This window comes from Amycolatopsis oliviviridis (genome assembly GCF_014654365.1).
In the GTDB taxonomy this organism is placed as follows: Bacteria; Actinomycetota; Actinomycetes; order Mycobacteriales; family Pseudonocardiaceae; genus Amycolatopsis; species Amycolatopsis oliviviridis.
This window is the reverse complement of sequence record NZ_BNAY01000006.1, coordinates 33302-55691: the sequence shown is the minus strand read 5'-3', so window position 1 is coordinate 55691 and position 22390 is coordinate 33302. Positions and strand designations below refer to the sequence as shown.

Annotated in this window: 26 protein-coding genes; 15 read left to right on the top strand and 11 right to left on the bottom strand. The window is 70.2% G+C overall.

The genetic code is table 11. From position 1 onward, the window contains the following. Positions 1–395: 395 nt before the first annotated feature. Positions 396–1070 (bottom strand): lysophospholipid acyltransferase family protein, encoded by a 675-nt coding sequence (locus IE302_RS25420; RefSeq protein WP_191257000.1) that lies wholly within the window; start codon positions 1068–1070, stop codon positions 396–398. Between the two features lie 51 nt (positions 1071–1121). On the opposite strand from IE302_RS25420, the gene IE302_RS25415 reads away from it, so the two are divergent. Further along, the gene (locus IE302_RS25415) at positions 1122–2027 is read left to right on the top strand and encodes a glucosyl-3-phosphoglycerate synthase (protein ID WP_191256999.1); all 906 of its coding nucleotides are present in this window, start codon (positions 1122–1124) and stop codon (positions 2025–2027) included. Here the strand turns inward: IE302_RS25415 and cydC are convergent. Genes cydC through IE302_RS25395 form a run of 4 tightly spaced genes read right to left on the bottom strand, consistent with a single transcriptional unit; the run spans position 2013 to position 7306 of the window. Beyond that, positions 2013–3566 (bottom strand): thiol reductant ABC exporter subunit CydC, encoded by a 1554-nt coding sequence (gene cydC, locus IE302_RS25410; RefSeq protein WP_191256998.1) that lies wholly within the window; start codon positions 3564–3566, stop codon positions 2013–2015. The genes IE302_RS25415 and cydC overlap by 15 nt on opposite strands. Next, positions 3563–5122: a thiol reductant ABC exporter subunit CydD gene (gene cydD / locus IE302_RS25405; RefSeq protein WP_191256997.1), complete on the bottom strand. Its 1560-nt coding sequence runs from the start codon at positions 5120–5122 to the stop codon at positions 3563–3565. The genes cydC and cydD overlap by 4 nt, the downstream gene beginning before the upstream one ends. A gap of 9 nt (positions 5123–5131) precedes the next feature. Next, positions 5132–6124: a cytochrome d ubiquinol oxidase subunit II gene (locus IE302_RS25400; RefSeq protein WP_191256996.1), complete on the bottom strand. Its 993-nt coding sequence runs from the start codon at positions 6122–6124 to the stop codon at positions 5132–5134. 3 nt (positions 6125–6127) lie between these two features. Beyond that, positions 6128–7306 carry a cytochrome ubiquinol oxidase subunit I gene (locus tag IE302_RS25395; protein WP_191256995.1) on the bottom strand — a complete coding sequence of 393 codons (1179 nt, stop codon included), beginning with the start codon at positions 7304–7306 and terminating at the stop codon, positions 6128–6130. A gap of 140 nt (positions 7307–7446) precedes the next feature. On the opposite strand from IE302_RS25395, the gene IE302_RS25390 reads away from it, so the two are divergent. Genes IE302_RS25390 through IE302_RS25360 form a run of 7 tightly spaced genes read left to right on the top strand, consistent with a single transcriptional unit; the run spans position 7447 to position 11098 of the window. Beyond that, complete coding sequence (locus IE302_RS25390; RefSeq protein ID WP_007031837.1) at positions 7447–7764, top strand: helix-turn-helix transcriptional regulator; 318 nt, start codon at positions 7447–7449, stop codon at positions 7762–7764. A 43-nt stretch (positions 7765–7807) separates the two neighbouring features. Next, positions 7808–8470 carry a permease prefix domain 1-containing protein gene (locus IE302_RS25385; protein ID WP_191256994.1) on the top strand — a complete coding sequence of 221 codons (663 nt, stop codon included), beginning with the start codon at positions 7808–7810 and terminating at the stop codon, positions 8468–8470. Then, positions 8467–9123: a permease prefix domain 1-containing protein gene (locus tag IE302_RS25380; RefSeq protein WP_191256993.1), complete on the top strand. Its 657-nt coding sequence runs from the start codon at positions 8467–8469 to the stop codon at positions 9121–9123. Before IE302_RS25385 ends, IE302_RS25380 begins: the two co-directional genes overlap by 4 nt. Then, a complete protein-coding gene (locus tag IE302_RS25375) occupies positions 9120–9791 on the top strand; it encodes a permease prefix domain 1-containing protein (RefSeq protein WP_191256992.1) in 672 nt (223 codons plus the stop codon). The genes IE302_RS25380 and IE302_RS25375 overlap by 4 nt, the downstream gene beginning before the upstream one ends. Then, positions 9788–10090: a DivIVA domain-containing protein gene (locus IE302_RS25370; protein ID WP_039917099.1), complete on the top strand. Its 303-nt coding sequence runs from the start codon at positions 9788–9790 to the stop codon at positions 10088–10090. Before IE302_RS25375 ends, IE302_RS25370 begins: the two co-directional genes overlap by 4 nt. Further along, positions 10087–10536, top strand: a complete 450-nt coding sequence (locus IE302_RS25365) for an SRPBCC family protein (RefSeq protein WP_191256991.1) — start codon at positions 10087–10089, stop codon at positions 10534–10536. The genes IE302_RS25370 and IE302_RS25365 overlap by 4 nt, the downstream gene beginning before the upstream one ends. After that, on the top strand, positions 10529–11098 hold the full coding sequence (locus IE302_RS25360) for a DNA-3-methyladenine glycosylase I (protein WP_191256990.1): 570 nt from the start codon (positions 10529–10531) through the stop codon (positions 11096–11098). Before IE302_RS25365 ends, IE302_RS25360 begins: the two co-directional genes overlap by 8 nt. Here the strand turns inward: IE302_RS25360 and IE302_RS25355 are convergent. Further along, on the bottom strand, positions 11095–11574 hold the full coding sequence (locus IE302_RS25355) for a hypothetical protein (protein ID WP_191256989.1): 480 nt from the start codon (positions 11572–11574) through the stop codon (positions 11095–11097). The two genes, IE302_RS25360 and IE302_RS25355, sit on opposite strands and share 4 nt — an antisense overlap. A gap of 111 nt (positions 11575–11685) precedes the next feature. After that, positions 11686–12480 (bottom strand): enoyl-CoA hydratase-related protein, encoded by a 795-nt coding sequence (locus tag IE302_RS25350; protein WP_191256988.1) that lies wholly within the window; start codon positions 12478–12480, stop codon positions 11686–11688. Between the two features lie 196 nt (positions 12481–12676). On the opposite strand from IE302_RS25350, the gene IE302_RS25345 reads away from it, so the two are divergent. Both IE302_RS25345 and IE302_RS25340 read left to right on the top strand, forming a co-directional pair. After that, positions 12677–12844 carry a DUF3117 domain-containing protein gene (locus IE302_RS25345; protein WP_005155393.1) on the top strand — a complete coding sequence of 56 codons (168 nt, stop codon included), beginning with the start codon at positions 12677–12679 and terminating at the stop codon, positions 12842–12844. 90 nt (positions 12845–12934) lie between these two features. Next, positions 12935–14410: a leucyl aminopeptidase family protein gene (locus IE302_RS25340; protein WP_191256987.1), complete on the top strand. Its 1476-nt coding sequence runs from the start codon at positions 12935–12937 to the stop codon at positions 14408–14410. 8 nt (positions 14411–14418) lie between these two features. On the opposite strand, the gene IE302_RS25335 is transcribed toward IE302_RS25340, so the two are convergent. After that, positions 14419–15030: a phosphatase PAP2 family protein gene (locus IE302_RS25335; RefSeq protein WP_191256986.1), complete on the bottom strand. Its 612-nt coding sequence runs from the start codon at positions 15028–15030 to the stop codon at positions 14419–14421. A 70-nt stretch (positions 15031–15100) separates the two neighbouring features. Next, positions 15101–15985, bottom strand: coding sequence for a LysR family transcriptional regulator (locus IE302_RS25330; protein WP_191256985.1), 885 nt, complete (start codon positions 15983–15985; stop codon positions 15101–15103). Positions 15986–16090: 105 nt separating this feature from the next. On the opposite strand from IE302_RS25330, the gene IE302_RS25325 reads away from it, so the two are divergent. Further along, positions 16091–17350 (top strand): MFS transporter, encoded by a 1260-nt coding sequence (locus tag IE302_RS25325; RefSeq protein WP_191257377.1) that lies wholly within the window; start codon positions 16091–16093, stop codon positions 17348–17350. Positions 17351–17363: 13 nt separating this feature from the next. Here the strand turns inward: IE302_RS25325 and IE302_RS25320 are convergent, their stop codons facing one another. Further along, complete coding sequence (locus IE302_RS25320) at positions 17364–18014, bottom strand: O-methyltransferase (RefSeq protein WP_191256984.1); 651 nt, start codon at positions 18012–18014, stop codon at positions 17364–17366. Positions 18015–18192: 178 nt separating this feature from the next. On the opposite strand from IE302_RS25320, the gene sigE reads away from it, so the two are divergent. Continuing rightward, positions 18193–18813, top strand: coding sequence for an RNA polymerase sigma factor SigE (sigE, locus tag IE302_RS25315; RefSeq protein ID WP_039917094.1), 621 nt, complete (start codon positions 18193–18195; stop codon positions 18811–18813). Beyond that, on the top strand, positions 18810–19487 hold the full coding sequence (locus IE302_RS25310; protein ID WP_191256983.1) for a zf-HC2 domain-containing protein: 678 nt from the start codon (positions 18810–18812) through the stop codon (positions 19485–19487). Before sigE ends, IE302_RS25310 begins: the two co-directional genes overlap by 4 nt. A 9-nt stretch (positions 19488–19496) precedes the next feature. On the opposite strand, the gene IE302_RS25305 is transcribed toward IE302_RS25310, so the two are convergent. Continuing rightward, complete coding sequence (locus IE302_RS25305; protein WP_191256982.1) at positions 19497–20162, bottom strand: LppU/SCO3897 family protein; 666 nt, start codon at positions 20160–20162, stop codon at positions 19497–19499. A 161-nt stretch (positions 20163–20323) separates the two neighbouring features. Here IE302_RS25305 and IE302_RS25300 point away from each other — a divergent pair, with 161 nt between their 5' ends. Beyond that, complete coding sequence (locus IE302_RS25300; protein WP_191256981.1) at positions 20324–21865, top strand: S1C family serine protease; 1542 nt, start codon at positions 20324–20326, stop codon at positions 21863–21865. A gap of 55 nt (positions 21866–21920) precedes the next feature. After that, positions 21921–22340 carry a Sec-independent protein translocase protein TatB gene (tatB, locus tag IE302_RS25295; RefSeq protein ID WP_191256980.1) on the top strand — a complete coding sequence of 140 codons (420 nt, stop codon included), beginning with the start codon at positions 21921–21923 and terminating at the stop codon, positions 22338–22340. Positions 22341–22390 lie beyond the last annotated feature (50 nt).

The following is a 22390-nucleotide window of genomic DNA, read 5'->3' as shown; positions in this document are numbered from 1 at the left end:
GCTTGCGCCTGGCTCCGTGAAGGACCCCTTCATGTACTTGGGCCTGGCGTGAAGGTCGAGTTTCCTCGGCTGAGCCGCGTGAAGGGGGCCTTCACGCGCACCCGTCGTGGCGTGCGAGGTTACTGGGGTTCTTGAGGTTCCCGAGGCAGTAAGGCGGTCCGTGAAGGCCTCCTTGAGGGACCCAGAGTCCGTGAAGGCCTCCTTCACTACCTTCAAGGTAGGCAAGGAGGCCTTCACGGACAGACCGTGCAATGAACGGTCCTTTCCTTGCAAAATTTGCAAGGAAAGAGCCGTTCCTAGCAGCGGCGAGGGAGGCGGCAGAGAGGCGTCGGGGGAGGCGGCGGGCGCCCGGGGGAGCAAGGGACCTTTGCTATCGCCCCGGCACCGGAACAGCGTCAGGCAGCGCTCTGATCAGGGCGTTTGTGGTACGAGTCGACGTACTCCTGCCCCGAAAGCTCCAGGATGGCGTACATGATCTCGTCGGTCACCGAGCGCCGGATCGCCGGCGACGAGTCCTGCCCCTCGTATCGCGAGAAGTCCAGCGGCTCGCCGTAGGTGACGGTGATCTTCGCCCGCCGCGGGATCCGCTTCCCGGCGGGCTGCAGGTTCTCGGTGCCGGAAAGCGCGACGGGGACGACCTTCGCGCCGGTCGCCAGCGCCAGGGCCGCGACGCCGGTGTGGCCGCGGTGCAGCCGCCCGTCCAGCGAGCGGGTGCCTTCGGGGTAGATCGCGAACGCGCCGCCCGCGTCGAGCACCTTCCGCGCCGCCTCCAGCGCGGCGAGACCGGCCTGCGCGTTGCCGCGTTCGACCGGGACGTAGCCGAGGCCGCCCAGGAAACCGGCCATCAGTTTGCCCTTGAGCCCGCGGCCGGTGAAGTACTCCGCCTTGCCGAGGAATTTGACCTGCCGCATCGCCGTGAAAGTGATCACGCCGGTGTCCAAGGCCGCCCGGTGGTTGGGCGCGAGCAGCACCGGACCGGTGGCGGGGATGTTCTCCACGCCGCGGATCTCGGGGCGGTACAGCGCCCTGACCAGCGGACCCAGCACGAAACGGACGAGCAGCGGTAGCAAGTTTCCTCCATCGACAAGGTGTCGGACTCCAGCATGGCACGATCACTACTCATGAGTTGGTTCGAGCGGCGTACGTGGCAGAACCCCGGTTGGACGCTCGACGACATCGTCGCTGCGAAGGGTGACCGGACGGTTTCGGTCGTGCTACCGGCTCTCGACGAAGAGGACACCGTCGCCGAGGTCGTCGGCACGGTCCGCCCGTTGCTGGGCACGATCGTCGACGAGCTGATCGTGATGGACTCCGGGTCCACCGACGCCACCGCCGAGCTCGCGGCAGCCGCCGGCGCGCGTGTGGTGCACCGCGAGGACGTGCTCCCCGAACTGCCGCCGGTGCCGGGCAAGGGCGAGGTACTGTGGCGGTCGCTCGCCGCGACGACCGGTGACGTCGTCGTGTTCCTCGATTCCGACCTCGTCGACCCGGACCCGGCGTTCGTGCCCACGCTGCTCGGGCCGCTGCTCTGCGAAGACGGTGTCCACTTGGTCAAGGGCTTCTACCGGCGGCCGCTGCGGCTGGAGAGCAGCGGCGGCGGCCGGGTCACCGAGCTGCTGGCGCGACCGGTCCTCTCGGCGCTGCGCCCGTCGCTCTCGGGGCTCATCCAGCCCCTGGGCGGTGAGTACGCCGCGACGCGGGAGTTCCTCGAGTCGGTGCCCTTCGCGGCCGGGTACGGCGTCGAGATCGGCCTCATCCTCGACGCCGAAGCGCGCTACGGCCTCGAAGGGCTCGCGCAGGTCAACCTCGGCGTACGCAAGCATCGCAACCGTTCGCTGCTTCAGCTGGGCGTGATGGCGCGGCAGATCCTCGGCACGGCGCTCGCGCGCTGCGGTATCAAGTCCGACGACCCGGCCCAGCTCACCCAGTTCGCGCAGGTAGGTGACGAATGGCTGCCGGAGGTGGCCGAGATCTCGGTCGGCGACCGGCCGCCGATGCGGGAAGTCCGCGGCCTAACCGAGTCGTAGGACCTCGTCGAACCCGGCCACGTGCGCTTCACGGTGCGTCACGAGGACGACGGTGCCGCGCGTGGCCGCGAGAACGTCCGCCAGGACGGCGTCGCCGTGCTCCGGGTCCAGTCCCTCGACAGGCTCGTCCAGCACCAGGATCGGTGGTGCGGCCAGCACCGCCCGGGCGAGCACGAGCCGCTGGCGCTGCCCGCCCGAGAGCGCGTCTCCGTCAGAGCCGACTTCGCGGTCCAAAGGCAGGTCGAAACCGGCCGTTTCGCACGCCGCGAGCAGCTCGGTGTCCGCGGCGCCTGGGGCCGCGAGCAGCAGGTTCTCCCGGACCGTCGCGTGGAACACGTGCGCGTCCGCGAGCGCGCCGGAGACCACCGACGGCAGCAGCGCCGGGTCGTACTCGTCGAGCGCGCGGCCATTGAGTGAAGCCCGGCCGGACGTCGGCGCCACGGAACCGAGCAGCACGTTCAGCAGTGTCGTCTTCCCGGCCCCGCTCGGCCCCAGGATCCCGACCCGCTTGCCCGGCGGCAGGTCGAGGTCGACGCCCTCCAGCGCCGGAGCCCTGCCCTCGAAGACGACGCCGACCCCTTCCAGCCGCAGGTGTCCCGGCTCGGGCACCGCGCTGCCCCGCGCGGGCGACGGCTCGGTCAGCAGCGCGCGCACGCGTTCCGCCGACGCCCGGACCTCGACCCAGCGCTGAGCGGCCGCGGTCAGCGGGAGGACCAGCTCGAACACGGCCAGCGCCCCCAGCGCCAGTGCCGCCGTCAGCGGCGGCGAAACCCCGGCGGTCAGCGCGATCGTGACGCAGGTCAGCAGCTGGACGAGCATCCCGGCCGCGGTCAGCAGACTGGTCCGGTTCGCCGTCGCCTGGTCCCGGACGGCGAGGGCGTCGACGGCGCCGTGCGCCGCGTCCACAGTGGACTCGTGGACGCCATACGCGATCAGCTCGCGTCGTCCGGTGATCAGCTCGACCGACCGTTCGGCGAGGTCGGCCCGTGCCGGAGCGCTCTTCTCCGCCGCCGCGCGGGTGACCCGCACGCACAGCCACGGCAACCCGATTCCCGCGACGGCGAGCCCGAGCGCCAGCACGAGCCCGGCCACCGGACTGAGGACGAGCGCGACCGCGGTCGACACCGCGCCCACGAAAGCGGCGACACCGGCGGGCAGCAGACAGCGCAGGATCGCGTCCTGCACGGCGTCCACATCGGACACCAGGCGCGTGACGAGGTCGCCGCCGGAATGCCGGGAAACCCTGTGCGGCAGCAACGACGTGTAGACGCGGGTGCGCAGGGCGCCGAGATACCGCAGGACGACCTCGTGTCCGGCGAGCCGTTCCGCGTAACGCAGTCCGCCGCGTAGCAGCGCCAGCGTCCGGACGGCGACGATCGCCACCGTGAGTGACGCCAGCGGCGGCTGCTCGGCCGCCTTGAGCAGCAACCACGCGGCGGTGGCCATCAGCGCCAGCCCGGCCAGCTCCGCCCCGGCCGCGATCAGCCCGGCCCGGATCAGCCGGACGACGTCCTTTGTGGACACACCCCAGACGTTCACACCAGTTCCCGTTCTCGTACGGTGCCCTCGCGGACTTCGAGGACGCGGGTGGCCAGTCCGGCCATCGCGGGCCGGTGGGCCACGAGCAGCGCGGTCCGGCCGGTGAGCAGTTCGCGGGTCGCGCCGAGCACGGCCGCTTCGGTCCCCGCGTCGAGCCGCGCGGTCGGTTCGTCGAGCAGTGCCAAGCCCGCTTCCGTCCGGGCCAGTGCCCTGGCGAGGCCGAGCCGCTGCCGCTGCCCGGCGGAAAGCGGCGCGCCCAGCTCGCCGATCCGCGTCCGGTAACCGTCGGGCAGCCCGCGTACGACGTCGTCGAACGCCGCCGCGCGGGCCGCCGCCTGGACGTCCGGCACCCCGCCCATGGCGATGTTGTCCTCGACGGTCCCGGTGAACAACGTCGGCCGTTGCGGCACCCACGCCGTCCCGGCCCGCCACGCGCCAGGATCCAGCTCTCGCAGATCGACGCCGTCGACGAGGACCCGGCCGGACGTCGGCGCGACGAAGCCCAGCAGGACCGCCAGCAGCGTGCTCTTCCCGGAACCGCTGGGACCGACGAGCGCGACGTGCTCGCCCGCCTCGATCGTCATGTCCACTTCGGACAGCACGATCTCGTCGCCGTACGCGACACTCACCTTCTCCAGCACGATCTTCGGCGCGCCGCGCCGGGCCACGCGCGAACCGCGGACGACGTCCTCCGCCGGGACGGCCAACGCCTCCCGCAGTGTGGCGAGCCCTTCCGCGCTGGCGTGGAACTTCGCCCCGGCCGCCCGCAACGGCAGGTACGCCTCGGGCGCGAGCAGCAGCACCAGCACCGCGGGGTGCAGGACCATCCCGCCTTCCAGCAGGCGGAACCCGATCGGCACCGCCACGAGCGCCACCGAAAGCGTCGCCACCAGTTCCAGTACCAGCGCGGACAGGAACGCGACCCGCAGCGTGCGCATCGTCGCGTCCGTATGCGCGTCCGCCATCGCCCGCACCGTCTTCGCCTGAGCCTCGGCGCGGCCGAACACCTTGAGCGTGCCGAGCCCGCGCACGACGTCGAGGAAATGCCCGCCCAGCTTGGAAAGCAGCTGCCACTGTTTGGCCGTCTTCGCCTTCGTGTGCTGCCCGACCAGGATCGCGAACACCGGGATCAGCGGCAGCGTCGCGGTGATGATCAGCGCCGACGACAGATCCGCGGCGAACAGCCGGACGACCACCGCGATCGGCACGATCGCCGACAGCACCAGCGTCGGCAGGTAGCCGGTCAGGTAGGCGTCGCCCGCGTCGATCCCCTTGGTCACCAAGGTCGCGACCTCGCCGGGATTCTCGGCTTCCGCGCCGAGAAGCCGTTTGCGCAGCTTGGCCTTGACCGTCGCCGCGAACCGTCCGCCGAGGGAACCCTGGACGCCCGCGAGCGCCACCCTGGCCGCGATGGCGGCCGCGAGGGTCCAAGTCACGCCGCCGCCGGTGAGCAGCGTCGCGAGACCGTCCGCCTGGACGAGGATCGCCGCGGCGGTCAGCGTTCCGAGGACGCCCAGTACACCGAAATGACGTCGCAGTCCGGGAAGGGGTGGCATCACAGGCTCCTAGAAGTGCAGCAGTGAACGCTGGTCGACGCGGCCTTCGTGCCTGCGCCAGGTCGCCCACTGGACGGCGGCGATCGCCACCAGCGCGGGCGGCAGGACAAAGGTGAGCAGGCCGAGCATTTCGGTGCTGGTGGCCGCTTCCGTCAGGCTCAGCGAGAATCCACCGTCCACAGAGGACGTCAGCGCGGCCGGCAGGCGCAGGGTCCCGACGGCCAGTACCGGCGACGCGGACAGGACCATCGTGGCGACGAGCGCGGCCTTGTGCCGCCCCGCGCGCAAGGCCGAGGACGCGGCGCCCAGCGCGCCGAACGCCAGCACGATCGCGGGCACCACCGACCACGACGCGGAGGTCTCGAAGGCACCCCAGACGACGGCCACGACCAGGAACGCGAGCGCGGGCGCGAGGAGGGCCTTGGCGATCCGGTTCGCGCGGGCGGTGAACTCGGCGGGTGCCCGCACGGCGAGGAAAGCCGCACCCTGCAAGGCGAACAGCGCGACGAACCCGGCGCCCCAGAGCAACGCGTACGGACTGAACACCGCGAGGACGTCGCCCGCCGGCTTCCCGGCCGCGTCGAGCGGGAGCCCGAGGACGAGATTGCCGAGGAACACACCCCACGACACCGCCGTCACCCAGGCGCCGACGGTGATCGCCAGCGTCCACGCGCCGCGGCCCGCGTCCGGGCGCCTGCTGCGCAACTGCACCGCCGCGGTGAAGGTGACCAGCCCGAGCAGCAGGGCGACGACCGGGAGGTACGCCCCGGAGAACACTTTCCCTTCCAGATGCGGGAAAGCGCCGAACAGGACGCCGACCGCGGCCACCAGCCAGACCTCGTTGGCCAGGAAGAACGGGCCGAAGGCGCCCAGCACGCGCCGCCGTCCGGCCTCGTCACGGCTGAGCCTGCCGAGCAGCATCCCGACGCCGTAGTCGTAGCCGGCCAGCGCGAAATAGCCCGAGATCAGGAAACCGAGCACACACCACCAGAGGATCACCATCGGTCAGACTCCGCTCAGGACGGGAAGTTCGGCGCGAGGCGGGGCCGCCTCTTCTTCGGGATCGGGGCCGCGTTTGGCGACCCGTGACATCAGCACCCAGTCGGCGATCGCGAGCACCAGGAACAACAGCGTGAAAGCGATGAAGGAGAACAGGAGCTGCCCCGCCGGGATCGACGCGACGGCGTCGGCGGTGGTCAACCTGCCGCGGATCAGCCACGGCTGACGGCCGATCTCCCGCACCAGCCAGCCGGAGATCGCGGCGAAGAACGGCAGCGGGATCGCCAGCACCATCACGTACAGCAGCGGGCGCACCTTGGTGATCCAGTTCCGGAACAGCAGCAGCGTGCCGAGGATCGAGGCGAGGAAGGCGACGAACCCGATCTGGATCATCAGCCCCAGCGGGGCGCCGACCAGCGGATCCGGGGTTTCGAGCTTGCCGGGGTGGTACTCCCCGAGCGGGCCGAACTGGGCGAAGCCGAAACCGATCACCATCGTGCTGCCCACCAGCGAGGTGAGCACGCCGATCCGCATGGAGCGCCGGAAGAACTCGATCTCCTTGGTGCGCTTGATGAAGTGGTACGCGCTGACGCCGACCACGAAGAACCCGCCGGTCATCAGGGCCGCGCTCAGCACGTGCGGCAGCGACATGGCCAGCGCCGGGTTGGTGAACAGCGCGCCGAAGTCGTCGAGCTTCAGCACGCCGTTCTCGACGTGGGTGCCGACCGGGTTCTGCAGGAACGAGTTGGCCACCATGATGAACAGCGCGGAGGCGTACGCGGTGAGCGTGACCAGCCAGATCAGCGCCAGGTGGACCCACTTGTTCAGCCTGCCGAACCCGAAGATCCACAGCCCCAGGAAGGTCGATTCGGCGAAGAACGCCACCAGCGTCTCGATGGCCAGCGGCGCGCCGAAGACGTCACCCGCGACCGCGGACAGGCCGGTCCAGGTCAGTCCGAACTGGAATTCCATCACGATTCCGGTGACGATCCCCAGCGCGTAATTGATCACGTACAGCTTGCCCCAGAAGCGCGTCATCCGGGTCAGTTCCGGCTTGCCGCCGAACGCGGAGCGTGTCTGCATCACCGCGACGAGTGTCACGAGCCCCAGTGTGAGCAGCACGAACAGGAAGTGGAACGAGGTCGTCGTCGCGAACTGGAGTCTCGCGATCGGGAGTGCGTCCATGTCGATGCACTGTATACGTAGTCTGCCTACATGTAGCCACAAAATCTATGAAATCGGGGCGATCTCGGGGTAATTCCCTGAGGTGACCAGTGGAAAGACCTGACTACCCTGTTGATCGGCGATGTGTAGACTGTCTATCTATGAAGGCCGACAGCCTGCGCGGGCACCTCGACGCGTTGCTCCTCGCCGTCCTCGACGGCCGGAAGCTCCACGGGTACGCCATCATCGAGGCGCTTCAGCTCCGCAGTGACGGTGCGCTCGACCTGCCGACGGGCACCGTCTACCCGGCGCTTCGCCGGTTGGAGCGCGCCGGGTTCCTCGCCAGCGAATGGGACGTCGTGTCCGGCCGCAAACGTCGTACGTACAAGCTCACCCGCTCCGGGCAGAAGGCCTTGGCGGCGGAACGGGCGGAGTGGCAGGAGTTCACGACTGTGATCGGCGGCGTGCTCTTCCAATGAGCTCTCGCCGGGGAAGAGCAGCTCGAGCTAGGGGGAGCACGGCATGAGCGCGATCGATGCCTACATGGGCGATCTGGACAGACGCTTGAGCGGATCGGCGGGGGCCAAGGCCGATCTGCTCACCGAGGCGCACGACGGACTGGTCGACGCGGCCGAGGCGTATCGCGAGGGCGGTGCCGACGAGGCGGAAGCCGAACGCCGGGCCGTCGCGGACTTCGGCCCCGTCGCCACGATCGCCCGGGACTACCAGGCCGAATTGGCGCTGCGCGGCCACATCGGCACGTTGTGGAAGGTCATCGTCGGCGTCCCGCTGTTCCAGGTGAGCTGGGAACTGGCGCGGCTTTGGACCTATGGGGATTGGGGCAACCTGGGAACGCCCCCGGGCTGGTACCTGTCCGTCGTCGATCTCTCGGGCTTTTTCGTCGTGGTCTCACCGGTGATCGGGGCGATCGCGCTGCTGGGCACCCGCCTGCTGGGGCGCAGGCTCGACGGCACTCGCTTGGCGGGCTTCGCGCGCTGGACCGTGGCGGCCTCGGCGATCGCGAACCTGGTCGCGATGCTCCTGCTCGCGGTCGGCACCGCCGTCCTCGACCCGTCCAGGATGAACATGAGCGTGCCGTGCAACGTGCTGTCCATCGGCTGGGCGGTGTTCAGTTTCTGGCTGCTCTCACCGGCCTTCCGGTCGCGGACGCTGATCGCCGCATGAACACGATCGAGGACTACGTCGGCGACCTGGACCGGCGGCTCAGCGGTCCGGCGGGGGCGAAGGCCGATCTGCTCACCGAGGCGCGGGACGGCCTGACCGACGCGGCCGAGGCGTACCGCGCGGGCGGCGTCGACGAGGCGGAAGCGGAACGACGGGCCGTCGCGGATTTCGGCCCCGCCGACCTCATCGCCCGTGACTACCAGGCGGAACTGGGGCTACGGCGAGACATCCGCGTCCTGTGGGAGCTGATCGTCGGGGTGCCGTTGCTGATCCTCGGCTGGGATCTCGCCCGGGTGTTCAGCTCCGGCGACTGGTCGCGGCTCGGGCAGCCGCCGTCCTGGTACCACCAGGCGATCGGCACGGCCGACACTCTCGCGGCACTGTCCCCGATGATCGCGATCGCCGGGCTGATCGCGGCACGGCTGCTTTCGCGACGGCCGGGTGGTCCGTCCACCGCTCGCGTGGTCTCGTGGTCCTTGGCCGGGGCGGTGGGGCTGAACCTGCTCGCGGTCGCGACCTACGGCGGCGCGACCGGGCTGCTGGAGCCCGCCCGCCTGATCGTCAGCGTGCCGTGCGCGCTCCTGTCCGCGATGTGGATCCTGTTCAGCACGCGGCTCGCGGTCGCCGCGCGGAGTCGGAGAGCGACGGCATGACGGTGATCGAGGCCTATCTCGGCGAGCTGCGCACGAGGCTGGACGGCCCCGTGTCGGCGAAGCGGGATCTGCTGCGCGAGGCGCGGGACGGGCTCAACGACGCCGCCGACGCCTATCGCGACGGCGGCTGGAGCGAGCACGACGCGCAGCGGCGCGCCGTCGAAGACTTCGGGCCGGTGCACCTGATCGCGCGGGACTACCAGGCCGAACTCGGGATGCACAGCGGGACCCGGACGCTCTGGAAGCTGATCCTCGGCGTGCCGATGATGCAGCTCGCCTGGGAGCTCGCCCGCAAATGGACCTTCGGCGAGTGGTCGCAGCTCGCGCCGACCCCGGGCTGGTACCGCTACATCGCCCAGTTCACCCACGGTTCGGTGTTCATCGTGCCGGTGCTGGGGGTGATCGCCCTGGTCAGCATGCGCTGGCTTTCCCGGCGGATGGACGGCGCCAAGCTGGTCAAGACCGCCGGCGTGCTGATCGGCGAGGCCGTCGGGCTGAACCTGCTTTCGGTGGCGCTGCTGGTGATCGCCACCGGGCTGATCGACGCTTCGAGGCTGTTCCTGTCGGTGCCGTGCGGCATCCTGATGGTCCTCTGGGTGGTGGTCAGCGTGCGACTCGCGTTGCTGGCGCGACGATCGTGGCGTTCGTGTGCCACGATCGTGGCGTGACGACCGCCCTGATCTATCTCGTAGTCATGCTGCTGGTGGCCGCGGTGGTGTTTCTGCTGGCCGCCGTGGTGTTCGGCAGGGGTGAGGAGCTCGCCCCGCTGCCGCCCGGCAGTTCGCCGACCAGGCTGCCCGCCGAGGACATCACCGCCGAGGACGTCCACGCCGTCCGCTACCAGATGGTGCTGCGCGGCTACAAGATGTCCGAAGTGGACTGGGTGATGCGGCGGCTCGGCGTCGAGATCGAGGAACTGCGCGCCAAAGTGGCCGAACTGGAGGCCGAGCGCGAGGGCGCCAGGTGACCGATGTCGTCGTCTCGGTCGACGTCGCGGTACCGGCCGGGACGGCTTGGCTCGCCCTGACCGACTGGGCACGCCAGGGCGAATGGATGCTCGGCACCGAGGTCAAGGTCATCGAGGGCAACGGGCGCAGCGTGGGCTCGAAGCTGTCGGCCTTCACCGGCGTCGCCGGGATCGGGTTCACCGACACCATGGAGATCACCACCTGGGAACCGCCGCTGCGGTGCGTGGTGACACATCTCGGCAAGATCGTGCAGGGCACCGGGGTGTTCCAGGTGATCGAGAAGGGGCCGCACGCGTCGACGTTCGTCTGGGCGGAGCATCTGCGGCCGCCGTTCGGCGTCGTCGGACGGCTCGGCTGGCCGGTCGCGAAACCGGGATTCGAACTGGGACTGCGGCTGTGCCTGCAGAAATTCGTGAAGTACGCGGAGGGGTACCGGGTTGGCTGAGGCGGGTCTGCTGGGGGCGGACGGGATCAAGCGGTGTTCGTGGGGCAACTCGGCCCCGGACTACGTCGAGTACCACGACACCGAATGGGGCGTCCCGCTCCACGGCGACGAAGAGCTGTACGAGCGTCTGTGCCTGGAGTCGTTCCAGTCCGGGCTCTCGTGGATCACGATCCTGCGGAAGCGGGAGTCGTTCCGGAAGGCGTTCGCCGGATTCGTGCCGGAGAAGGTCGCCGTCTTCACCGACGACGACGTATCCCGTCTCATGGAAGACGCGTCGATCGTGCGGAACCGGGCGAAGATCCTGGCGGCGATCAACAACGCCCGCGCGATCTCGGAACTGGACGGTTCGCTGGACGACCTGCTGTGGTCGTTCGCGCCTTCGCGGCATGCCCGGCCGCGGCGGATGGCGGACGTCCCGGCGATCACCGACGAGTCGAAGGCGATGGCGAAGGAACTGAAGAAGCGCGGCTTCGTGTTCCTGGGGCCGACGACGTGTTACGCGCTGATGCAGGCGACGGGGATGGTCGACGACCACGTGAAGGACTGCTTCCGGGCTGTCTAGCGCGCCTGGGCGTGGAGGTCCCTCGCCAGTCGTTCGAGGGGCCGGTAGCTGCCGTCGAGTTCGATCACCCCGCCGTTGTCCAGGGCGATCACGCACTTCGCGACGTAGGCGAAGGGGATGAAGTTCAGCCAGTGCTCGACGCTTTTGTAGCGCACTTCGCGGACTCGGGCCCACGGGACGACATACCGGACTTTGCGGCCGTGGACCTCCGCGAAACCGCCGGTGAAGAGGTAGATGCCGCCGTCGAGGCGCCTTCGCGTGGAGACGCACCATGTGAGGAACAGCGGCGGCCACAGGAACAGCAGGATTCCCAGGGTCGTCGTCGGGTCGCTTTCCCGGATCCCCAGGACCAGCGTGCCCACGAGTGGTGCGAAGGCGATGAAGGTGCCGACGACGCCTGGGCGGCGTCGGTAGCGGCGGACGAACTCGCCGAGGTCGTTCTTCGCGGCTTGCGTCCTGAGGTGGGGCGGGATCACCGCGGGACGCTAACCGCGCCGGTCGGGTACCGGTCCCGAGAGCGCTATGAAGGACGCTTTCATTGCAAATTTTGCTATGAAAGCGTCCTTCATCTCACGCTGCGGGGAGGGCTACTTGCCCTGGAAGGTCGGCTTGCGCTTGCCCACGAAAGCTTCGACGGCCTCCGTGTGATCGGCGGTCGCGCCCAGCGCGGACTGCGCCGCGTCCTCGGCGTCCAGCGCCTCTTCGAGCGACGACTCGGCGGCGACGGACAGGACGTTCTTGATCTTCGCGTACGCGACCGTCGGGCCCGCCGCGAGCTTCGCGGCGATCTTCTGCGCGCGGGCCGCGAGTTCCTCGTCCGGGACGACCTCGCTGACCAGGCCCAGTGACAGCGCCTCGGCGGAGTCGACCGTGCGCGCCAGCAGCATCAGTTCGGCCGCGCGGCCGAGACCGATCAGCCGCTGCAGCGTCCACGACGCGCCCGAGTCCGGGCCGAGGCCGACGTTCGCGAACGCCATCAGGAAGTTCGCCGAAGTCGCCGCGATCCGGAGGTCGCTCGCGTAGGCGAAGGCGGCGCCCGCGCCGGCCGCCGGGCCGTTCACCGCGGCGATGACCGGCTTCGGCATCCCGACGATGGTCTTGACGATCGGGTTGTAGTGCTCCTTGACCGTGTGTAGCGGCGCCGGGTCACCCGCTTGAAGCAGTCCGACGTGCTCCTTCAGATCCTGCCCGGCGCAGAACGCCTTGCCCGAACCGGTGAGGACGACCGCGCGGACACTGTCGTCGGCCGCGGCCTCGGTCAGGCCCGCCAGCAGCAGTTCCTTGAGTTCGACGGTCAGCGAGTTGTACGCCTGCGGCCGGTTCAGCGTGAAGGTGCGCACGCCATCGGCGTCGACGGTCAGCAGAACGTCGGATGTGGTCACTGGATCTCCTAATCGGCGAAACTGCGGTCCGATACTGAGTCTTTCAGCCTCGCGAGCCGCATACCAGCACCGATACGGCGGCAAAAGATCGGTCCGCGTTCGCGCTCGGCCGCTGATGAGGGACAATGGACAGTAGACCCGGCTGGCTTTGACGAGCGCGACCCGGGCGCGCCGGTTGAGACGGAGGGAGCACGCTATGGCGGCCATGAAGCCCCGGACCGGAGATGGTCCCCTCGAAGTGACTAAGGAGGGGCGGGGCCTCGTGATGCGCGTACCACTCGAAGGTGGTGGGCGCCTCGTCGTCGAACTCTCCGCGGAAGAAGCGAAGGATCTCGGCGCGGCCTTGCAGGAGGTCACCGGCTGAGCCGGACCGCACCAACGTTCAACCACCCGCACCCCGGTCTCCCCTCGGAGGCCGGGGTCGCGGTTCATCTGCGCCCGGAGGTCGCTCACTGTGCGTAACCCGCTACCCCCCGTTCCGGGGAAGCTGCTCGAACTCGAAGTCTCGGACGACCTGCGGCGCGGTACGCCGCTGGCCACGCTGATCGCGGCGCCGTCCGAAGAGGACGGTGACGCCGGGCTCGCGGAGATCGGCGGCGTGCGGCCCACCGGCAAGGCCGGTGACGTGCAGACCGTGCCGACCGGCGGCGTCCGCTGGCTGGCCGGGGTCGGCGACGGCGAACCGCGGCAGTACCGCAAGGCCGGTGCCGCGCTGGTCCGCGCGGTCTCGGCGGCGCTGGAGGAAGACGTCAAGGCGGGCCAGAAGGCGTTCCGCGCCTTCGCCGTCGAACTGCCCGAGGACGCGGGCGCCGAACACTTCGAAGAACTCGCGTTCGGGCTGCTGCTCGGCGGCTACCGGTTCACGGTGACGGCCGAGGAGCCGAAGCCGGGCCTACGGACCGTGCGGTTGCTCACCCGCCATGAGCGCGCCGTGCCCGCGTACGACAAGGCGCTGGAGCGGGTCCGCGAACTCGCCGCGGCCGCCGCGTTCGCCCGCGACCTGGCGAACACGCCGTCGAACGTCAAGACCCCGGCCTGGCTCGCGGACACGGCCGCCCGCGCGTCCGGCGGCATCCCGAACCTGAACGTGACGGTCCGGGACGAGAAGTGGCTGGCCGAACAGGGCTTCGGCGGCGTCCTCGCCGTCGGCGGCGGTTCCGCCGCGCCACCGCGGCTGATCGAGCTGGAGTACCGGCCGCGCGGGGCGGCGACGCATCTGCTGCTGGTCGGCAAGGGCATCACCTTCGACACCGGCGGTCTTTCGATCAAACCGGCCGACGGCATGCACCTCATGCGCACCGACATGGCGGGCGGTGCGGCGATCATCGCCGCCGTCCGCGCGATCGCCGCGCTGCGCCTGCCGGTCCGGGTGACCGGGCTGGTGCCCGCCGCCGAGAACCACGTGTCCGGTTCGTCGTACCGGCCCGGCGACATCGTCCGGCACTACGGCGGCAAGACGACCGAGGTGGGCAACACCGACGCCGAGGGGCGCATGGTCCTGGCCGACGCGCTCGCGTACGGCATCAAGAAGCACAAGCCGGACGCCGTGATCGACGCGGCCACGCTGACCGGCGCCATGAAGGTCTCGCTCGGCGTCCGGACCGGCGGCGTGTTCGCCACCGACGACGTCCTCGCGGAGCGGGTCACGAAGGCGGGCGAGCGGGTCGGCGAGGCGTGGTGGCGGATGCCGCTGCTGGAGGACCTGGCCGAGACCGTGCAGGGTTCGCTCGGCGACATCCGGCAGGCGCCGGGTGGCCCCGGCGGCATCGTCGCGGCGCTGTTCCTCCGCGAGTTCGTCGGCGACGTGCCGTGGGCGCATCTCGACATCGCCGGTCCCGCGCGGGCCGACAAGACCTACGCCGACGTCGTGCCGGGAGCCACCGGGTTCGCGGCACGAACGCTGGTCGAACTGGTCGCTTCCTACGCCTGACCTGCGGTTCACCTGCGGGGCGGTAGCAAGGGACCTTTGCTATCGCCGCGCGGGCGCACCCTGGGCATGGGCTGGGTCGGCGCGTCCCCGGCATGCGCGGTGAGCCGGCGGGCGATCCTGGTCGCGGGGCCGGAGAGGTACCGGAAGACGAGCCACGCCGTCACGGAGCCGAGGACGAGTCCGGCGAGCACGTCGTGCGGGTAATGCGCGCCGACGAACACCCGTGAGAAGCCCATCAGCAGGGCGCCCGGGAGTACCCAGGGCGCGAGTCGCCGCCAGGCGAGTGCCAGGCCGACGGCGGCCGCCGCGGCGACCGTGGAGTGGTTGCTCGGGAAGGACCAGTCGCCGACCGCCGGGCAGTCGACGAGGGTGACGAGGCCCCGGCACGGCCGGTCCTCGCGGATCACGCTCTTCAGTCCTTCGCTGATCACGTACGCGATCGCCGCGGCGGCAGGCGCCAGCAGTGACACCGCGAGCCGGGTGGGCGAGGTGCGAGCCCGCCAAACGACCCAGACCATCAAGGCGGCGAAGATCAGCATGCCCGCGTCGGTGAACAGGACGCCTGATGCCTGAAGCCAGCTGGGGCTCTCGCCCGCCATCTCCACGATGTCGTCGTACATTCACCCAAAGTTAGCGAAACCGATGGCCGTGCCGCCTTGCACCTTCGTCAAGGAGCACCCCTGTCGATCGTCACCACCGCTGAGCGCGGACCTGTTCCCGGAACCGCAGGACGGCGGGCGGCAGGACGACGTCCTTGCGCCACGCGAGCCCGATCGTCCGCCCGACCGACGGCACCAGCGGGACTTCGGCGACGCCCGCCGGGCTGCCGGGTTCGAACCGGGGGAGCAGCGCCACCCCGAGCCCGGCCGCGACCAGCCCACGGACCGTGTCGGACTCCTGGCCCTCGAAGGCGATCTTCGGTGCGAAGCCGGCCGCGGCGCACAGTTCGTCGGTGATGGTGCGGAGGCCGTAGCCGGTTTCGAGCAGGACGAATTCCTCGTCCTTGAGGTCTTCGATGGCCGCGCATTCCCGGTCGGCGAGGCGGTGTGACGTCGGAACGGAGAGGAAGATCTCCTGCTCCGACAGCACGGCCGTGTCGAGCAGCGGGTCGTCGACGGGGGCGGGCGCGAGCAGCGCGAGGTCGAGCTCCCCGCTGGTCAGCCTGTCGACCATGTCCTGCCGTGAGCCCTGGACCAGGGTGAACCGGACGCCCGGATGGTCCGCGCGGTAGCCGCGGAGCAGGGTGGGGACCAGCGACCGGCCGAGCAGGTGCAGGAAGCCGAGGACGACGTGCCCGGATTCGGGGTCGACCTCTTCGCGGGCTTGGCGGACCCCGGCGTCGACGTCGGCGAGCGCGCGTTCGGCGGCGTCGGCCAGCAGTTCGGCGGCCCGGGTGAGCCGGATGCCGCGGCCGTCGGGGACCGTCAGCGGGGCGCCGAGAGCTTCGCCGAGCGCGGAGATCCGGCGGCTTACCGTGGGCTGCGGGACGCCGAGCAGTTCGGCCGCGCGTGTGACGTTCGTCGTGCGGCGCAGTGCGGTGAGCAGCGCGAGCTGAGGGGCTAGCTGGGCGGTCATCCTTTCATTCAGCACGGTATCGATTGTGGCAGATGATCGTATTAGACGTATCGTTTAGCTAGGCTTAGCTTCAAGATCGTGCCTGCCACCGGAACCACCCGCCGCGTGACGATCGCCGTCGCCGCGGCCGGGATCTCCTCGTTCGCCCTGCTCTACGCGCCGCAGCCGGTGCTGCCGCAGCTGGCGGAGCAGTACCACCTCGACCCCGGTGGCGCCTCGCTCGCGGTGAGCGTCGCGACCGGCGCGCTCGCGATCGCCGTGCTGCCGATCGCGGTGCTGTCCGAGGTCGTGGGACGGCGTCCGGTGATCGTCGCTTCGGTGGTCGCGTCGGTCGTGTTCGGTTTCCTGCTGCCGCTGGCGCCGAGCTACCCGGCGCTGCTCGTGCTGCGGGCGCTGCAAGGGGTCGCCATCGCGGGGTTCCCCGGAGTGGCCGCGGCCTACCTCGCGGAACGGCTCGGCAAGGCCGGGCTCGCGGCGGCGGTGGGCGCGATGATCGCCGGGAACACCGTCGGCGGCATGATCGGGCGGCTCGCGGCCGGTTTCACCGCCGGCCCGTTCGGCTACCACGGCGCGCTGATCGTGGTCGCGGTGATCGGGCTGGTCTGCGCCGTGGTCACGGTGCTGGCGCTGCCGCCGGGGGAGCAAGGGACCTTTGCTATCACTTCCGCGGATCGTCCCAGGTCAGAGCGGCTGCGCGAGCAAGGGCGAGCGGTGCTGGCGGGCCTCGGGGCCGCGGTTCGGAAACCCGTCTTGCTGGTCCAGTACGCGGTCGCACTGCTCGCGATGGGCTCGTTCGTCGCGCTGTACAACGCCGCCGGGTTCCGCCTGACCGGGGAGCCGCTGAACCTCTCGCCCGCGATCGCGTCGCTCGTCTTCCTCGCCTACGCGATGGGCTCTGTCTCGTCCGCGACGGCGGGCAAGCTCGTCGGCCGGTTCGGCCGCCGCCGGTCGCTCGCCGGCGCTCTGCTGCTCACGATCGGCGGCGCCGCGCTGACGCTCTCCGACTCGCTGCCCCTGGTCGTCGCCGGGTTCGTGGTGCTGACCGGCGGGTTCTTCGCCGCGCACGCCGTCGCCAACGGCTGGGCCGCCGCCGAGGCCCCCGAGAACGCCCGCGGCCAGGTGGGCGGGCTCTACACGCTTTCGTACTACCTCGGCAGCAGCATCGGCGGTGCCGTCGGCGCGACCGTCTACGGGCACTCCGGCTGGACCTGGCTGATCGTGCTCACCGCCGGCTGGCTGGCCCTCGCCGCGGTGGCCGTGGTGGCCGGGACGCGGCTGAAGGGGACTTTCCCCGCATCGCACGGGGTGAAAGCGTCCTTCGCCGCGTCGGACGTGGGGAAAGCGTCCTTCAGCCCCCGGCGATAGCAAAGGTCCCTTGCTACGCGATGGCCGCGACCAGCAGCCCGCCGCCCACCGGCAGCAGCGCCGGGACCAGCCGTTCGTCCTCCCGGAAGGCCCGCGCGACCTCGCGCAGCGCGAGCGTGTCCGGATCGCGTCGTGAGGGATCGGTCACCCTGGCGCCGGAGACGTTGTGGAAAGCCAGTATCCCGCCGGGCCGGAGCAGCGCGACGGCCTTCTCGTAGCAACTCGGGTACTCGACCGGCGCCGAATCGACGAACACCAGGTCGTAGCCGCCGGGGGTGAGCCGGGGGAGGACGTCGAGCGCGCGGCCCATGATCAGCCGGGTCCGCCCCGGCGGGTAGCCGGCCTCGCGGAACGCCGCCCGCGCCGCCCGGTGGTACTCCGGCTCGATGTCGATCGAGGTGAGGATCCCGTCGTCGACCATGCCTCTGAGCAGGCACAACCCGCTCACTCCGACCCCGGTCCCGACCTCGACCACGGCCTTCGCCCGCAGCGTCGTGGCGAGAAAACGCAGGGTCGCACCCGCGCCCGCGCTCAGCGGACCGCACCCCAGATCGGCCGACCGCGCCCGCGCGGAGGCCAGTACCTCGTCGTCGGGGAGGTACCCGTCGACGAGGTCGGCGTCGGCGGCCTCGGCAGCCGCGCCCGCATGCGTCCCGGAATTCACACGCGGAGGTTAGCGCTGCCTGTGGACAAATCAGCGAAGACTCCCTGGTACCGACTTCTCAGCCTCCTCTCAGTCCAGTCTCACTAGAAACATAAGCAGGCCGGACAGACTGGTCCTCGACAACGGGAACACCGTGCACATCGCCCGCGTTGGGTGGAGTAGTTGGGAGAAGACGCTGATGGAGGTGCCTACTTCCCCGATGCAGGACACGATGCAGGACCAGCACGCGGACCAGGTCACGCCGGTGACGGTGGACGAGGCCGCATGGACGCCGCCCTCGTGGGACGAGGTCGTGCGTGAGCACGCCGACCGCGTGTACCGGCTGGCATACCGCCTGACCGGTAACGCCCACGACGCCGAGGACCTGACGCAGGAGACCTTCATCCGGGTCTTCCGCTCGCTCGCGTCCTACAAGCCCGGCACGTTCGAAGGCTGGCTGCACCGCATCACCACGAACCTCTTCCTCGACATGGCCCGCCGCCGCTCGCGCGTGCGGATGGAAGGCCTCCCCGAGGACACCGACCGCATCGTCGGCGACGACCCGAGCCCCGAGCAGGTCTACTCGGACACGCACCTCGACCCGGACCTGCAGGCCGCGCTCGACGAGTTGCCGCCCGAGTTCCGCGCCGCGGTCGTGCTGTGCGACGTCGAAGGCCTCTCGTACGAGGAGATCGGCGCCACCCTCGGTGTCAAGCTCGGCACCGTGCGCAGCCGGATCCACCGTGGCCGCCAGGCGCTTCGTGTTTCTTTGGAGCGTCGTCGCGCCGCGGCGCAGGAGTCTGCGAAGGTGGGGGTATGACCGCACCGCGAGGTTGGGGACTCCCCGAGTCGCATCTGCTTCCGGACGCCATCGTCGCCTTCGTGGACGGCGAACTGACCCTCGGCGCCCAGGACCGTGCCTCGGCACACCTGGCCCGCTGTCAGGCGTGCGCGGCCGAGGTGGCCGCGCAGCGTCAGGCCGTCGCGGCCGTGAAGCAGGCGGGAGCCCCGTCGATGTCGGCGGGTTTCCTGGCCAGCCTGTGCTCCATCCCGCAGAACACCGAACTTCCCGGCACGCCGGACAACCTGGCGATGACCGCGGACGGCCAGCTCGTGGCCATCCAGCGGCCCGACAGGGTCGCCGGTCTTCGTGACACCGGGGTTTTGGGCGGTACCGCGCCGTTGGGATCATCGGCGCCGCTGGGCCAGTCGCCGAACGTCCTCGGCGGCGGGCGGTTCGGCCTCGCCCGGCGGAAGTACGCGCAGGGCGCCGGAGTCGTCGTTTCGGGTCTGGTGCTGAGCGCCCTGGCCCTGGTCGCGACCTCGGGTGACGGCAGCGAAGAGCAGCCGAACACCGGCCTCGTGCCGCCGCAGGGCGTCAACGCCGGTCTGCTGCCCGCGCAGCTGGGCGGCGGCGCCAAACCGGAACCGCCGCGCAGCACCGCGCCGAGCCCGAGCACGTCGAGCGTGCCCGTGCCCGCGTCGATTCGCTGATCCGCTTCGTCAGGGTTTGACGAAGCAGATCGTCGCGCTCTTGAACTTCTGCGTCGCGCCGTACGCCGAGTAGGAGATCACTTCTTCTGTGCCCTCCTTGCACGGACTGTTCACGTAGCTGGCCTGGCCGAACACCTCGCTGATCTTCAGCCGCGCCGAGCCGCAGTCCTTGAGCGGCGGCGGGGTCTTGCTCTCGATGTCGTCGAAGCACAACCCGACCTTGGCGTTGATCGCCAGGCACAGGGCGACGCCCTCCCCGCGCAGCGGCGTCTCGACGGCGTATTTGTAGAAGCCCTCTTTGCAGTCCCAATCGCCCTTGTTCAAGCCGGTGAGGCTCACCGCGTACGGCGCTTGAGGCGAGTCGCACGGCGTCTTGACCGCGTCGGCCTCCTTGCCTGAGCCGGTCAGCACCACGCAGTCGCCCTCGGTCAGCTTCCCCGCCTGCTTCTCCGGCCCGGCGGCCGCCTTCAGCACGAAGACCAGGCCGAGCCCGCCGCCGACCACGACGAGCGCCGCGACGAGCAGCAAGACCTTCGCCTTGGTGGACAGGCCCTTCTTCTTGGGCGGCTGCTGCGGCCAGCCCTGCTGCTGGGGCCACTGCTGCTGTTGCTGTGGCCATTGCTGGTGGTGAGGGGCGTTCTGGGGCGGAAAAGGAGCCCCCGGGTTCTCCGACATGCCCGTTAGACTGCCACAAGTGATACATGGTTGCCTCAAGTGTCACATTTCTTGGCCGTTCCGGGGAATCAACGCGCACTTCACCGTGGTCACGGCAGAATCGAGGTCGAGGCTTGGCGTACTCTCGCGTCCGGCCAACCTGATCTCAGCCCCGGGGAATGATGACCGAGCAGCCGAACGCGAATCCGCAGCAGCCTGGTGACCCGGCGGGGGACCGGCTGGCGCCGCGCCCGCTGGCCCGGCCCGCCGTCGATCCGGCGCAGGCGGCCACGTTCGGCAGGCCGCGCGGCGTCGACGGCGCCTTCGACAAGCTGTACCAGCCCGGCTCGAACGGCCAGGCCGCGCCGAATCTGAACCTGGCACCGCCGACACCGGAATCGCTCGCCGAAGCCTTCCGCCGCCCGCCGGGCGCGGAAGGTGTCGTGCTGGAGCGGCCGCACGGGACCAACGGCTCCGAACCGTCCGCGAACGGCGCCGAGGACCCGCTCTGGACCAAGACCTCGGACCCGTGGCGCGACCCCGGCTCCGGCGCGGTGCTCGCCGGGCCCGCCGTGCAGCAGGACTCGGAAGAGGAGAAGGACGCGAAGCGCCCGCAAGGTGCGCTGCTGAGCCTTCCCGAGGTCCTCTTCGGGCGGCGTGTGCAGACGAAGGCGCTGGCGATGCTCGCCGCCGTCGCGCTGGTCATCGGCGCCGCGGGCGGGCTGATCGGCTGGTGGTTCGCCGACACTGGCACCGAACTGACCGGGCAGGCCAGCATCTCCGAGGCCGACGCGGCCAAGGAACGCCCGGCGGGCTCGATCGCGGACATCGCCCACCGGGTGGCGCCCGCCGTCGTCTCGCTCGAGGTGTTCAAACCCGGCGCCGACGCCGGCCAGCAGGGCTCCGGCGTCGTCATCGACAACCAGGGCTACGTGCTCACGAACGAGCACGTGATCTCCGCCGCGACGGCCGACGCGGCCACCAAGGTCACCGCGGTGTTCTTCGACGGCAAGCGTGTCGAGGCGAAGGTCGTCGGCGCCGACGCCAAAACCGACCTGGCCGTGGTCAAGGTCGACGTCAAGAACCTGACCGCGCTGCAGGTCGGGAAGTCGGCCGACCTCGCCGTCGGCGACTCGGTGATCGCCGTCGGTTCGCCGCTGGCGCTGCAGAACTCGGTCACCGCCGGCATCGTGAGCGCGCTCAACCGCCCGGTGACCGCGGGCGGCGACGGCGGCAGCGCGCCGGTGATCTACGAGGCCATCCAGACCGACGCCGCGATCAACCACGGAAACTCGGGTGGCGCGCTCGTCGACTCGACCGGCGCGCTGGTCGGGATCAACTCGGCGATCCGCTCCTCCAGCGCCGAAGGCGGCAGCATCGGCATCGGCTTCGCCATCCCGAGCGACTACGCGGTGAAGATCGCGAAAACACTGATCAAGGACGGCAAGGTCGTCCACCCCGACATCGGCATCAACGCCTCGTCGACTGTCGCGGGTTCCAGCACCATGGGCGCGCAGGTGCGCAACGTCGCCCCCGGCGGTCCCGCGGCCTCGGCCGGGATCAAGGAAGGCGACGTGATCACCGAAGTCGCTGGTCGGCTGGTACGCGACTCGGCGGAACTGCTCGTCGCGGTCCGCGCGCGCGAAGTCGGCGAAGTGGTTCCTGTCCGGCTTGTCCGGGATGGGTCTTCACTCGTCGTCGACGTGAAACTGGCCTCGGACTAGCGAGTCCGTGCGGGTACCCTGAACGGGGAAGACGCCGAGGCGGAGGTTCACACGGGTGTTCGAGAGTGTCGGCTGGGGAGAGATCCTCATCATCGTCGTCGCGGGTCTTTTCATCCTCGGTCCGGAACGGCTGCCGGAAGCGGCGGCCTGGGTGGCGAAGAGCGTCCGCAAGGTCCGCGATTTCGCGACCGGGGCCAAGACGCAGCTGCGTGAGGAGATGGGCCCGGAGTTCGACCAGCTGCGCAAGCCGCTGGAGGACCTGCGAGGCCTGCGGAACTTCGACCCGAAGCGGGTCGTGACCCAGCACCTGTTCGACGGTGACTCGGATCCGCTGGGGCTCAACAACGTCAACGGCACCAACGGTTCCAACGGGACCAACGGCGCTTCGAAGCCCAACGGCCACCCGGCGGCGGCTTCGCAGCCCGAGCCGCTGAAGCCGGGTGAACGCCCTCCGGTCGACCCGGACGCCACCTGACCCAGGCCTTCGACCCCATGCATTTAGTCCTCTGGATGCGGTCCTTGCGT

What these genes read in the sequence shown, in the direction of transcription:
- IE302_RS25415 (WP_191256999.1), top strand. Translation starts at nt 1,122, where the DNA reads ATGAGTTGGTTCGAGCGGCGTACGTGGCAGAACCCCGGTTGGACGCTC.
- cydD (WP_191256997.1), bottom strand. Translation starts at nt 5,122, where the DNA reads ATGCCACCCCTTCCCGGACTGCGACGTCATTTCGGTGTACTGGGCGTC.
- IE302_RS25400 (WP_191256996.1), bottom strand. Translation starts at nt 6,124, where the DNA reads ATGGTGATCCTCTGGTGGTGTGTGCTCGGTTTCCTGATCTCGGGCTAT.
- IE302_RS25395 (WP_191256995.1), bottom strand. Translation starts at nt 7,306, where the DNA reads ATGGACGCACTCCCGATCGCGAGACTCCAGTTCGCGACGACGACCTCG.
- IE302_RS25390 (WP_007031837.1), top strand. Translation starts at nt 7,447, where the DNA reads ATGAAGGCCGACAGCCTGCGCGGGCACCTCGACGCGTTGCTCCTCGCC.
- IE302_RS25385 (WP_191256994.1), top strand. Translation starts at nt 7,808, where the DNA reads ATGAGCGCGATCGATGCCTACATGGGCGATCTGGACAGACGCTTGAGC.
- IE302_RS25380 (WP_191256993.1), top strand. Translation starts at nt 8,467, where the DNA reads ATGAACACGATCGAGGACTACGTCGGCGACCTGGACCGGCGGCTCAGC.
- IE302_RS25375 (WP_191256992.1), top strand. Translation starts at nt 9,120, where the DNA reads ATGACGGTGATCGAGGCCTATCTCGGCGAGCTGCGCACGAGGCTGGAC.
- IE302_RS25345 (WP_005155393.1), top strand. Translation starts at nt 12,677, where the DNA reads ATGGCGGCCATGAAGCCCCGGACCGGAGATGGTCCCCTCGAAGTGACT.
- IE302_RS25335 (WP_191256986.1), bottom strand. Translation starts at nt 15,030, where the DNA reads ATGTACGACGACATCGTGGAGATGGCGGGCGAGAGCCCCAGCTGGCTT.
- IE302_RS25330 (WP_191256985.1), bottom strand. Translation starts at nt 15,985, where the DNA reads ATGACCGCCCAGCTAGCCCCTCAGCTCGCGCTGCTCACCGCACTGCGC.
- sigE (WP_039917094.1), top strand. Translation starts at nt 18,193, where the DNA reads ATGGAGGTGCCTACTTCCCCGATGCAGGACACGATGCAGGACCAGCAC.
- IE302_RS25310 (WP_191256983.1), top strand. Translation starts at nt 18,810, where the DNA reads ATGACCGCACCGCGAGGTTGGGGACTCCCCGAGTCGCATCTGCTTCCG.
- IE302_RS25305 (WP_191256982.1), bottom strand. Translation starts at nt 20,162, where the DNA reads ATGTCGGAGAACCCGGGGGCTCCTTTTCCGCCCCAGAACGCCCCTCAC.
- IE302_RS25300 (WP_191256981.1), top strand. Translation starts at nt 20,324, where the DNA reads ATGACCGAGCAGCCGAACGCGAATCCGCAGCAGCCTGGTGACCCGGCG.